Source organism: Pseudoalteromonas sp. Of11M-6 (assembly GCF_022347905.1).
Taxonomy (GTDB): Bacteria; Pseudomonadota; Gammaproteobacteria; order Enterobacterales; family Alteromonadaceae; genus Pseudoalteromonas.
Map to the genome: position 1 here is coordinate 14,143 of NZ_JAKRFW010000061.1, position 13,310 is coordinate 27,452.

Sequence of the window (13,310 nt, forward strand, 5' to 3'; positions counted from 1 at the left end):
CTATTTCCTATTTCTTTCCTAATCCATTAACTAATTGATATTAAATAGCTTATTGGTTTGTGAATTTTCCAAATATCGGCCTCTGGCATCTGCCATTATCGCCTTAACCTTATGTCTATCGGGCAAACAAGCAAACGCCTGATGTAAGGTGAACTCTGGCTGCAGACAGATTTTACCTCTCCTTTAAAAACAGAATGAGAGGAATTTACTATGTCTTTTAAAATAGAAGCATGTAATTTAAATAATATTGATGTCGCAGTTAAAACGTTGAAAGAAAACTATGTGGAAAACTTTCCAGCTATCAGAGTTACTAAAGATAAAATCTTAGGTAAAGGTATTTCTCTATACCTACTTAGTGATATAAGCCAAGTTCCACATAATCCAATAGCGACTTTTGGACTGAGCAGTGCGTATGAAGATGAAGATGTTTGGAAAGAAGTAAGGGCATCATTAAGCGATGACTTTGACCCTAAAAAGGATGCAGTTGTCGGCCAGCTTAGTATATCGAGTAAAGATGTCGCAATTACCAGAGTCGTTTATGGCCTGTTATTAGATAAAGCACAACAGATGGGTTATGAGCGGTTGTTTTTTATCCTGAGAGGAAATGTTGATTTTTATAAAAAGTTATTTAACGCTATACTGATTAAAAGTGATTGCAACTATGATATTGGGGTTGATAGAAAAATATCTGCTCTAGTTGTTGAAACGAAAGAGATAAAGCAAAGGGGCCTTCGCTTCCTAAATCGAAACTTATCATCTTGCTTTAATAAGAGTGATAGTCTAATTAAAAGGGAAATTATGAATAAATCTCATTGGGATGAATATAGTAGTGCATTTGACTCTATTATTACTCCACCACAGGTTGAACTTTATAATACAATTGCTCCGCTGTTGTCAGGAGTTGTACTGGATGCTGGATGTGGAAATGGAAACTTAGCCGCTTTTGTTAATGGTGAGGTTTCTACTTATCACGGCGTCGATACATCTCTTGATATGGTGCAAAAAGCCAACGCCAATTTGCAGAGACTGAAAGAACCACAGCGATTTCAAGCATTTCATGTCCAACTAGAAGAGTTTGTTAATACGCATCAATACGACGTGATTACATTAATAAACAGTGTTTACGCGATGGATAATCCGTCTTTGGTTTTTAAACACTGCTATAACTTACTTGCTCCGGGTGGTCTGTTAATTATCGCAAACCCCAATGAAAACATGACAAAATCTCACATGGAAATGATGATTGAGTTGTATGAATCGCAATTTAGTGGCAATCCTGCTGTTGCAGACTTTAAGAGATTGAATTTACAATTTGTCACACAATACCAACATTCGTTTTATACTTTAGATAAAGTTGAAGGTTGGCTAGAACAAGCTGGACTGTCTGTAACAAACCGAGACTGCACTCACTTTCATGGTGCAATGAATTTAATCGTAGCTAAAAAGTAGGAAAATAAAAATGCGCTATCAAGATCTAGTCGATTTGTTGAATGCTTCGAATCAAGCAGAATACACTGCAAGTTTTTATCGTGCCATATCACATATCGGATTTGATAGCGCAATTTATGGTTTTTTGCCAAGCCATGAATTTGTTAAACACTTGAACCAAATGCCTATCATACTAGCCACCGAAAACGCCCCTCTCGATTATTTAAAGTACTATCAGGAAAATGAAATTTTTAAGCCTGAGACAGATATCTTCGTAGCTAAAATACTTGCTGGTCATCGAGAGCCAATAAACTGGTGGCGGGACCTACATGGTTTCAACCCCACAGAGTTACAAGTTGCTACCTTGACCCATGCAAAAAACGAATTTGGTCTCAATAACGGTTTTGTCGTCCCGCTCATGTGTGACCACAGAGGCTACGCTTGTGTTACTTTGTATAGCAATTTAAGTGATAAAGACTTTAATCATCTGGTACAGGAAAATGAAGAACAAATCGGGTTATTTTGCTCGGCGTTGAACAGCAAAATCTTCTCAGATCCAAACTTAGTTGCCGAGTTATACGACAATTATATAAAAATGAGCGATACAGAGCGTCAAGTGATGCGATACTTGGTTTCGGGGAAACCGATGAAGCAAATTGAAGATCATATTGGAATAACCTATCGCTACGCTGCAAAAGTAATTGATAAATTTAGAAAAAAGCATGGAAATGTGCCAAAAGATAAATTGCTCTATTCGCTAGGGCACTACTTTAGTTGATTTAACGCTAGTATTTCATATCTGTAAGCCAGCGGGAAGTTGCCACCACGCAATAGGCTAGCGATTTCATAAGAATCAATCTTATCATTTTTGGCTTTGCCACCATGAATGGTTTTCATATTAAGGGCATGACCAAGCACAAAATCAATATCATGTTCAGCACTTAAATCACTGACCCAATATCAGCAATGCATGCACTCGACACCAACAACAATATCTTCAAGGTATGGGGTAATTAAGCTAAGTAATTCAGTTTTGTTGACTTTTATTTTTTGATGAACAACTTTATTGCCATGCTAATCAAGAATGCACACATATAAAATGCGTGCATGAAGGTCAATTCCACAATAATATTTGTGAAAAGTAGTATAGAATTTCATTGGGCTTTCTCCTTTTGGTTTGTTCCTCTTGAAGTTTAACTGTTCGCTAAACTTCGGGGAGAAGGTTCAGTACGTATCAAGGCCATTATGGGTAGGACGCAAACGCTTGGCTTGCATTCATTTAGCCAAGCATTTATGCGTCCATTAGTAAGGCGTTAGAAAAAATTAAGTAGGAGGCATCATGACTTTCCCTGAATATGGTGGGGCGCGATTTTCAGCTGCTGACGTTGAGGAATACCTAACTGAATTGGCAGAGAATGGATGGCTGGTCTCGACGAGAAAAGCGGGAAAAGGATATGTTTTGGAACCCAGCGAAGAAACTAAAATTGATATTTTGCACAACCCGAGGACAAACGAGTGGGTGATACAGGTATCACCTGATATCGAGGAAAAACTACCTTTTTCATGTGTTCGTTTACTAAATAGTATGCATAACTTTCAGCAGTGCATAGCAGAAGCTGCGGAGTACCTTGGTGTAGATCTTAATCACCCGCCGATTAGTTATCGCCTTGAGTCAGCAAAACCTGCAACTAATAGAATGAGCCTAGCTAAAATGACTTGCCATTCGAAGGTTGAGGGAATATTTGATCCTTATTTTGATAACAAGGCTATTGCAACCCTCATGACCTTGATTGGTTTGGGAATGAGAGTAGATGAAAAGTTAAGAATTTTGACATCTAGTCAGGCAAAAAAACGTCTCACAGAAGATATGCTTGAATCGTTTCGTAAGGAATTTGACTTACTCCCCGAGGTTCGTTTGGTAGGTGCAAAGTCTCATAGACGCTTTTTCTTGCTAGCGAACGCCGAATCATTAATTATTGGTCCTAGCTTAAATTCTCTTGACCATAATGAAGTATTGATTCGTGAAAGCTCACCACAAGATGCTGATTTTTTTGAAATACAATGGAAGCAAGCAATTTGTTCTTTCTAACAAATGTAGGTAAGGGACGCTCCTCGCGTCGCGCCCCTGCTGCAAGTGTTACCGAGCGTCAGCTTTCATAAAGCAAGAATTGTTGATGTTTAGGTAACCAAACGACTCTTGCTGGTACAAATCCGACCTTCTGCTCTAACTCCAAACTGTCCATATACGAGTTAGGTGAACGTCCGCTTTTTGACACACATACAACAGTTAGGTTTAATTTAGCCCTGTTATTCTGGTTTATTAACGTCTGGTGGTTTAGCTGTGGTCTCTAATTAAGTCAACTATGGCTAGGTTTTATGGCCCACTCATCAAATTGTGCATGAGTGGGCCTGCTTTATTTTAGTTTGTTGAGCGATCACTTACGATAGGTGATGGCGGGTTTTTGGGCTTATTACTCTGGTGTAGCATAAAGTAATATTGTTGGCGTTCATTGGGTTGATTATTGATATCAATACGTGCAACTCCTGCTATTACGTCTAAACCATCGGCACTCTTCACCAAGGGGTAGTCGTTTGGACCGAGAGAGAGTAGGGATACTCTGTTGAATACCAAAGTCTCTACATTCTGAACTGTTTGATGTTGGTTATCTTCACCGACATCAAAATAATGGTTGCCGCCGTATACATCTTTTCCAATGTTACGCATAAATGCCCCCATACTGATAAGGAAGTTGTTTTCAACTTCAATGCCTTTTAGCCCATAGAACAGCTCATGCTCACCGACAAATACAATTCTTCCCCCCTGTGCAGCAAATTGTTTTAAGCGACTGACTTCATCCGGAGAATATGAGTTAAGTGGAGTCCAGAGTACGATAAGTTTTATTTGTGGGTCATCAAGATCCCAATCTTCTAGAGACTGATATGTAATAACTTCAAAGCCTAAATCTTCCCAAGTACTGTACAGGTAATTAATAGATTGGCATGACCAACTGCAGCGAGAATCATGAGATCGATCTAGGACTATTTTAGAACCTTGGGCACGGAGGCTGTTTCCTGAAAAACTGGCTAGGTTTTTCGCAAATTGCGTGTTATCAGCTTTGTAAATCCGCTCATCATCTAGAATATTGACATCATTGAATACGATTAAATCTCCACCAGCTGCAGGTGCGACGTTACTGTCAAACGTAAAACCAATAATTGAATTTGCTCGGCTCCCCTGACTATCTGTCGCATAGAGTATAATGTTGTTTTCACCTTGAACAAAAGACTCCGCTGGTTGAGTGAGTGCGAAACTGCCACTATTAAGCGCAAAGCTAATGTCTCTTTTAGCTTCTCCATTTATAGAAATAAATAATTTGGCGATACTTGATTGAACTGTTTCAATCTTGCCTTCTATTAAGATGTTACTACTCAAAATTGCGCCAGGTGTTGGAGACAATATTGTGATTTGTGGTGGAACTTTTAATGTTAACTCAGATGTTGGCTCCGAAATTGCACGATAAGCGCTTAAATCGCTTTCGTTTCCTGTTAAAGCAACATCTATGATACATGCTTCAAGCCTGCTTTTTATGCTTACATACTTTTGGCACAATTCTTTAACCCGTTGATATTCCGCACTACCAATTTGTGCCTCTAACCTCGCTTGAGTTAACAATGTTCGTGGAAAGTTAAGGTCAACGAAGCTTTCAGGGGTCTCATCATTGAAGTAGTCGAACAAAGAGGATTCGGATGTTACACGCCAACTATTGCCGTAAATATCATAAAGTTGATTGAAGTTACCTTTGTCTTCAATTTGATTGCCGTTAGCATCCGTTAAGTCATTGTCGACGTTGCCATCAAAGTATCCTAGTAACCCATTAACGCTGCCTGCACGAGAGTTTGGTAAAAGCACTTCTGTCTCGACAAACTCACCCCGCCGATACACTTTTAGTAATGAGGTGTCTGGCCAAGTTATTTCGTAATGACGATTATTTTGTTTAAAGATACTTGCTTGATTAGAAAACTCACTAGCACCGTTATTCAATGTTTGTAATTGACCATCAATAAGCACGGCAAGGCCTTCATCATTGGGGTAAAAGGTGACTCTTGTTCCTGCGACATTTGCGGCGACAGCGGCATTGAAAGACACGTGTTGATTGCCAGGGACTGCGACATAACGGCCCTGAATCTCAAAAGTGTCGATATTGGACTTGGCTAAGATATACTCACCAACGCCATTAAATCCATAGTTTAAGCCGTCAAACGTACGTAAGTTTGGGTCTCCTGTGACACGAGCCTGCTTGCGCGGGTTGCCTAGGTTGTCGTCAATTGGGTTGCTACCATCTACGGGCTCACCACTGAGCAGAATTAATTGAACTGGTTGGTTGGTGTCCTCGGTAACAGTGATTGTAATGCGCTCTGGTTGAAAACCCGATTTAGAAGCGATCACATGATAATCACCAACTGCGAGTGGTGGAGAACTAAAGGCGCCACTGGTATCGGATGATAATTGTTGAGAAAACCCAGTGCTTACGCTTGTTAGTGACACATCAGCGTCTGATATGGGGCTACCGTCAACGTCGGAGATAGCACCTGTAAGCGTATTGAATTGAGTTTCAAATGGGCATACTTCAGAGCCCCAAATTGGTTGCTCCAAATCATAAAGAGGAATCTTTTTCTTCTTAGCTTTACTTGTCAGCCCAAGAATATCGCCTACAAAGCCGTAATCTAGGTTGGCATTAACTCCTAATCCTACTGAGAGTTCAAGTTTACAATTTGGCTCATGATCTGCGCTTTTGTAGTTTGCTTTAGCAGCATATTTTGCATATGGGCCCATTGCTAACCCTGCTCCAGGGCCATCTAACTCTATCTTATTCCCAAATGGTAATGGTACAGACAACTCGTAAGCAGAAAGCATAAACTGTAGCTCTGCTTTTACTTTTGCTGATGTTTCACCTGATAGTTCGTATTCAGGTCCAATTTGAGATATGACAGGCACAAAGCTGTGAGCTGGGCTCAGTTTTTCGTTTTGATATTTGAATCCGGTTCTATAGTTTCCTGATGCACTAATACCCATCTTTAAATTTGCTTTACCAGCAACAATAACATTAGCGCCAAGTTGTGGGTGTAATTTGACGTTTAAAAATAAAGGAATAGGCCCCACGAATAGCTTAACATTTTTGTTAATAATGGGATTGAATACCTTGCTTTTGTTCAGGCCTCCTTTGTAACTGTAGTTCGCTTTTAGATAAGTATTAGTGAGGTAATCTGCTTGAGCAATTGTAGAAAAGTGAGTTACCTCACCACGAATAATTGAAAACTCTATTCCTATCTGAGCGCTTGAGTTCATCTTTAGTTCTACAACAGACGTGACTTCAGGGCTTAGTTTTTGTTGCAGCGTTCTTGAGAACGTTAAGATAGGAACATCTACACTCGACTGTACTGTATTATTAGCAGTTGAAATCGACTGATTAAGTGTCGCTGCTTGGTTCGTGATAACAAGGTCTAGTTTAACGTCTGCATCTGGAAAGGCTTTGTGTAATGGTGCTTGCGAGGTAGTTAAAATATTACCATTAATATCAAGAACCTCACGCATAAACCCGGTGTCACCATCAGTGGTGACACCGACTATAATATCACCGACTTGTATGTCGCTTAACGCACCTGCGGTGAGTGTGAGCCTACCCATCTCTGGGGTAATTTTTACTCCCGATTGGCCATCAACGATGAAGGTTGTGTAACCGTCAACGGCTCTTGTTGCCGGCTTCAATTCGCTGCTCGGGTCTAATGTAGCGATGACTTCAGCATCTTCAAGCGGTTGCTCATCATGGTCACCTGTGTAGTCAACAAAATCTATTGCTTCAGCAACTCCTACATTGGCGCTTGCAGAGGTAGAGTAGCCCGATTTATCTGAGACTGTGACCGTAAACTCAAGGTTATCTCCAGTGTAGTCTTCAGGGATTTTTAGTGAAGCAAAATCAGGTTTATCGTTATCAATGTTAAGCTCTATATCTGTTGATTCTTCCCATACGATGCTGTCAATTTCAACGGCACTCGATATATCTGCTTTTAATTGTGCCCACGACCCTTTCGCGATGCTCTGAGGTACTTGCAATTGAATCGTTATGTTGTTCAGGTTGTTTACGGTGACAACTACCTGATCAGTAGCACTTCCTCCTTCATCATCAATAACTGTTAATTCGAAGCTTAACTCCTCGTTTTCTGTGACATCTGGAGCCACAAATGAGGAAATTGCGTTGCTTTGGTCCGATAGCAAAACTGGGGGGCCTGAAAGTTGCTGCCACTGGTAGCTTTTAATCACCCCATCGTTATCTGTGCCACTACCGTGTAATGTGACGGTTGCCTTTTCATCGACCGTTTGATTTTCTCCTGCTTGAGCAATCGGTAGGTTGTTCGTTGGTTTATTTATATCGTTATCTGAGTCCCCACCACATGCGACTAAAGCGCCTGTTAACAACGTAATTAGGGTTGTGCGTAGAGGAATGTATTTATGTAGATCCATAACCATCCTTATGTATTTGAGCGAGAGCAAGTTGCTTTGAAAAAATAAGAATGCGTGAAAAAAACAGCATGAGACAGGGTCGAAATTTCCACCTTGTTCAGTATCGGTTCATTGAATAAATTAACTAGGTGTTAGTAAAATCAAAAGGGTTATGGACATGGAACACGGCACTATATCACAACAATCTACAGGAAAATCTATATCAGGCGTTTGGAATTTGCCTTTACTGCTTTGTTTGCTCTTTCTGATAGTGCAGCTGGCTGGGTGTAATGCGATGCACACTGCGGTGAAAAAGCGAGATTTAAGAGTTGAAACTAAAATGAGCGACTCTATATTTCTAGATCCAGTCAGTCAGGACAAGCGCACAGTGTTTTTGCAACTCAGAAACACATCGGATAAGCAGGATTTAGTCATCGCTCACGAGATACAAACTGCATTATTGTCAAAAGGCTACAAGGTTGTTAATGACCCAGATGCAGCGCACTTTTGGATCCAAGCGAATATTCTCAAAGCTGGCAGAACAACCGCTGATGAAAATCGAGGAATTTTAGCCCAAGGCTATGGTGGGGCTGTAGCGGGTGCTATTGTTGGTGTTCAGTTTGGTAGTGGTCGAGGACAAGCTGCTGCTGGCTTGCTTGGCGCAGCTGCGGGCTTTGTTGCTGATGCAATGGTGGAAGACGTTTATTTTAATATTGTTACTGACTTACAGGTTTCTGAGCGCGCGAAATCGGGTGTCGAAGTACAAGAAGGTAATAGAGCTAAACTAAAGCAAGGTAACTCAGGCTATAAATCGGTGACTTCAAACGAGGTGACCGACCGTAAAAAGTATCAAACACGGATCGTTTCTACAGCGAATAAAGTAAATCTAGAATTTGTTGAGGCTCGACCTAAGCTAGTTCAAGGTTTAGTAAATTCTATTTCGGGTCTGTTGTAGCAAGGTGTGCGGTAATAATGGAAATATAGTATTAGCATGGATGTGAGGCGCCAATACTATATTTCCAGCTATTTTTAACTGTTATCGGTCGCTTTTTACAAATACTGCAACCAAGGTGATGGATCAACGTGTTTTTAGTGGTTAATTCATTTTGTAGGCCAATACAATACCCCAATCAAAGTGGTCAACGCTTAAATATTCCCCATGATTTGTGCCTAATAATAATTTGGCTAGTGTGTAACGTAAAAGTAGCGCGTACAAATGCAGAAAATAAAGGTGTGCTGGGAACCGAGCCTATTCTCTTGGTGCACGGGTTACGTTTTTGCGTAGCCTTTCTAGCATAGCTAAGCTTAAATTCATTGCAGCGAATGTGATGAGAATAAAGTGAAGTGATGGTGGGCACTTCGTCACATTAAATACCGACCTTGCTTTCGGCATCACTGAGCTAAAGTGTCACCATGCCACCGTTTTACCGTATATATTCCCGCCTTGTAACAGCACAAACAGCATGAGGAAAATACTACCAAGTGTCACTGCCGCGCGCTCAAGCAAGTGAGAGCTTTCGACCAAAGACACAAAAAAAGCGTCAATTGACAATTTATTAAATAACAACAATACGCGGTAGTATGTTATATTGTATCAAAATTTAAATTCCAGAAAATAGAGATACCAGTGAACAAAAAATTACTACTCTCACTCATTTTGGTGGCTAATGGCACCACTGCGCAAGAATCAGCTTCAAATCGTAGCCCAAACGGGGAGATAGAGCATATAGAGATTAAACAGTTTCGGCAGCCCTATCGTGGTAATGTACCTTTAGTTCAAACGCCTCAAGCAGTCGATACCATTAGCTCAGAACTGCTTGAAAGCGAAAGTATTACTCGCTTTATGGAAGCGTTAGAACTCACACCGAGTGTTGTTAGGCAAAATAACTCTGGAGGCATGTTTGATAGCTTTGCTATCCGTGGTTTCTCGGGTGATGAAAATAATCCATCAGGTTATCTTGTCAATGGTTTTAATTCTCGAGGCTACAACGGCAATAGAAGTACAGCCAATATCGAAACCATTGAAGTCATGAAAGGTCCAGGCTCTGCGTTATATGGGCAAGGGGAGCCCGGTGGCACTATCAATATCATTACCAAAAAGCCTCAGTTCGAAGAGCAAGGTTATATTCAAGCAACGTTTGGTAATTACAGTAAAAAACAGTTTGAATTTGATTACACAAACTCAGCTACCAAAGAAACTGCTTATCGACTAAATGGCGCATATGAAGATTCAGACACACATAGGAACCATGTTTCAATCAATAGCTTGCACTTATCGCCGTCGGTACTGTGGAATATTTCTGATGACACGAGTCTGAGCTATGAAATGGAAGTACTCGATCAGAAAAAGCCGTTGGATAGAGGTGTGTATATTCTAAATAATAACTTTGATGACGTTAACACGGACGCTTTTTATGGTGATATTCGTGATGGTGCGCACCAAGTTGAAGCCTTAGGTCATCAGTTAGTGTTAAATCATAAGTTAAGCAATGATTGGCACATACTCACCGGGTTTGCTTATCGAGATTCTTCATTTAAAGGTGTATCTTCAGATACCGAATTATCAGATGGTCGACAGCTGATATACACCGACGAGAGCCTACTTTCTCGTCAAAGACGTGCTCGAGACTACCAGGCTTTGGATGTTTCTGCGCGTATTGAACTCAGTGGTGAAATTGAATTAGGTAGTGTAAAGCACAACATTCTAGTGGGCGTTGATCACTATAATTTTGACATTGATACTGATTATAAAGTATGGCGTACGGCATGGGGGTCGGGCGATACCACCTATAGCATTAACCCAAATAACCCAGACTACACGCAAACACAACCAGAACCTGTATTAAAAACGTTGACCGAAGAAAACCAAAAAGGTCTTGGTATTTATGCTCAAAACTTGATCGAACTGACCGAAAAATCGAAAGTATTAGTGGGTGTCCGTGTTGATAAATTTGAGCAAGACATTCTTAACCTTCGTAGTGATGAAGCGCAAAGCCAAGAGCAAACCGAGTTTACGCCACGCTTGGGTTTTATTTATAACGCGAATGACAAAGTTAATCTGTACACAAGTTACGCAGAAGGGTTTAGGCCAAATCCAGGTTTAGATTCTAATCGTAATGCGTTTGAACCAGAGGAAACTAAATCATTTGAGATTGGCGCTAAATGGCAAGGTGTTGCGGATCGTTTCTCGGGTAGCATTGCACTTTTTGATGCGCAAAAAACCAATATGCTTACCGCTGAACCTGACACCGGCTTATCGGCAACCTTGGGCGAAGTAGAAAGCCAAGGTATTGAATTTCAATTAACGACTGAATTAACCGACGATACTGTGCTCGCGCTTGCTTATGCTTATACCGACGCAAAAACCGCAAATGATGTGATTAATGCAGACTGGGGCGTGCCTATTCCCAAAGGCTCACGTTTGATTAATGTTGCAGACCATATTGGTCATGTTTCACTGAAGCATTACACCACACTTTTAGGAAAAGAATCCTATCTTGGGGCAACCGTGAATTATGTGGGTGATCGTCTGGGCGAAACAACAGACGCAAACTTCATTTTGCCATCCTATACGCTAGTTAATTTATCGGCATCGGTTGAATTAAATGACAAGGTAAGTGTGAAACTGGACATCAACAACCTGTTTGATAAGACCTATTTTGAAAACTCCTATCACAAACTATGGACCATGCCGGGATCACCTACAACATACAGCGCAAGTGTGAAGTATCAGTTTTGATCCCTAATACGAGCGTAAAGTCTTAGCATATTTTAAGTCTTCTGCTTGTCGAGAGAGTAACAGTCTGAGTCATTTTACTTGGACTGTTTTTTCGTTTTTAACACGAGAAAGAGTGTAATGAATAATCTTCAAAACAGTAAAACACGGTTGTCTTCTATCGATATACTGCGTGGCATCGTGATGTTATTTATGTTGGTTGACCATGTGAGAGAGCGGTTTTTCTTGCATGTACCAGTTCTTGATCCAATGGACATTCATACCACGAGTCCAGAGTTGTATTTTACCCGTTTAAGTGCCCATTTTTGTGCGCCTATTTTTGTCTTTTTGACAGGTTTATCGGCTTGGTTGTATGAAAACCCCGCAAACGGTGCGAAGCGGTCGGCCCAATCATTTCTTTTAAAGCGTGGCCTATTTTTAATTTTACTTGAAATGACACTGGTTAATTTTTCTTGGTTTGGCGCGTATCAAACACTGTACTTGCAAGTTATTTGGGCAATTGGCGTCAGTATGGTGGTATTGGCACTGATGGTCGCTTTACCTCGTAGTGTGATAGCAATATTGGGTGTAAGTATTGTGGCTGGTCATAATTTATTGTCGCCCATCGAGTTTGCACCGAATGAAATAGGCTATACCGTTTGGACTATTCTGCATGACCGAGGTTATTTAGTCGCAGATGCTGTTGTTAACGTAAAAGCGTCTTATCCGGTTTTACCTTGGATTGGCGTTATCTTGTGCGGCTATGCGGTAGGGCCTTTATTTTCAGGCTCAGTGTCATCGCAAGCACGTAAAACCATTTTATTGCAAAGCGGAGCAGCGCTATTAGTAGGGTTAGTGATTTTAAGAGGGTTAAATCTATACGGTGAAACACTTGATTGGTCTCAACAGGCAACAACACTTCTCACCACGATGGACTTTTTTAACTTTACTAAATATCCGCCGTCTCTCGATTTTATTTTACTTACCTTGGGAGTTGGTGCATTCGTATTAGCGTTTTTAGAGACTAATGCGCTCAGAGTATTAGAGCCAGTTCGAGTATTAGGGTCAGCGCCAATGTTTTTCTACATTACGCACCTATACGCGCTACTTGTTCTTAGTATATTGGCACAATGGCTATTTGGTACGAATCAGCACTATGGTAGCAGTCAAACTGCATATTTTGGCTTTTATCATGTTTGGCAGATATGGCTATTCGCAATGTTTTTAAGCGTGCTTTTATACCCATTATGTAAATGGTTTGCAGGTTATAAACGGAAAACATCGGCGCGATGGGTAAAGTATTTTTAAATATGTAAATACTGTTTAAGTTGTTGTTTTTATATAAACGAAGTGGGTGGCAGACAGAGCCAATAAGCGAATAGCAGACACCCATCATAATATAGATGCGAATTGTGGTGGGTGCCTGTGTAAGTCTCTGATTGCATACAGCCACAAAGAAAAAAGCCATCAATTTCTGTTGATGAACTGATGGCTTAAACCGACCTTGTATTAGTTAAATTTTGAGCAGTGCTTTTCATTTGCTTCTTCAATAGCTTCTTTTTGAAGTTGATACTGTCACCTTCCCATAAAATGAGACATGCATAATTGGAGTTTTCTGCAATCATTAAAGCAGGAGACTAACTATGAAAAAATCACGTTTTACCGAAT

At 40.6% G+C, this 13,310-nt stretch carries 7 protein-coding genes and 1 pseudogene; 6 read left to right on the forward strand and 2 right to left on the reverse strand.

The features are described from left to right. The first annotated feature begins 210 nt into the window (after positions 1 to 210). The gene (locus MHN32_RS20940) at positions 211 to 1,449 is read left to right on the forward strand and encodes a class I SAM-dependent methyltransferase (RefSeq protein WP_010603764.1); all 1,239 of its coding nucleotides are present in this window, start codon (positions 211 to 213) and stop codon (positions 1,447 to 1,449) included. A gap of 10 nt (positions 1,450 to 1,459) precedes the next feature. Beyond that, positions 1,460 to 2,206 carry an autoinducer binding domain-containing protein gene (locus MHN32_RS20945; RefSeq protein WP_174169541.1) on the forward strand — a complete coding sequence of 249 codons (747 nt, stop codon included), beginning with the start codon at positions 1,460 to 1,462 and terminating at the stop codon, positions 2,204 to 2,206. A gap of 17 nt (positions 2,207 to 2,223) precedes the next feature. Here MHN32_RS20945 and MHN32_RS20950 read toward each other — a convergent pair. Next, positions 2,224 to 2,586: pseudogene (locus MHN32_RS20950) on the reverse strand (transposase); the annotation flags it as partial. A 181-nt stretch (positions 2,587 to 2,767) separates the two neighbouring features. Between MHN32_RS20950 and MHN32_RS20955 the strand changes: the two are divergent. After that, positions 2,768 to 3,517, forward strand: a complete 750-nt coding sequence (locus MHN32_RS20955) for a hypothetical protein (protein ID WP_239422706.1) — start codon at positions 2,768 to 2,770, stop codon at positions 3,515 to 3,517. 330 nt (positions 3,518 to 3,847) lie between these two features. Here the strand turns inward: MHN32_RS20955 and MHN32_RS20960 are convergent, their stop codons facing one another. After that, positions 3,848 to 7,948: a VWD domain-containing protein gene (locus tag MHN32_RS20960; RefSeq protein WP_239422707.1), complete on the reverse strand. Its 4,101-nt coding sequence runs from the start codon at positions 7,946 to 7,948 to the stop codon at positions 3,848 to 3,850. 157 nt (positions 7,949 to 8,105) lie between these two features. Between MHN32_RS20960 and MHN32_RS20965 the strand changes: the two genes are divergently transcribed. From MHN32_RS20965 to MHN32_RS20975, 3 genes are all read left to right on the forward strand, one after another. Then, positions 8,106 to 8,882: a complement resistance protein TraT gene (locus tag MHN32_RS20965; RefSeq protein WP_239422708.1), complete on the forward strand. Its 777-nt coding sequence runs from the start codon at positions 8,106 to 8,108 to the stop codon at positions 8,880 to 8,882. Between the two features lie 672 nt (positions 8,883 to 9,554). Further along, positions 9,555 to 11,666 (forward strand): TonB-dependent siderophore receptor, encoded by a 2,112-nt coding sequence (locus tag MHN32_RS20970; protein ID WP_239422709.1) that lies wholly within the window; start codon positions 9,555 to 9,557, stop codon positions 11,664 to 11,666. Positions 11,667 to 11,783: 117 nt separating this feature from the next. Then, complete coding sequence (locus tag MHN32_RS20975; protein WP_239422710.1) at positions 11,784 to 12,950, forward strand: heparan-alpha-glucosaminide N-acetyltransferase domain-containing protein; 1,167 nt, start codon at positions 11,784 to 11,786, stop codon at positions 12,948 to 12,950. Positions 12,951 to 13,310: the final 360 nt, after the last annotated feature.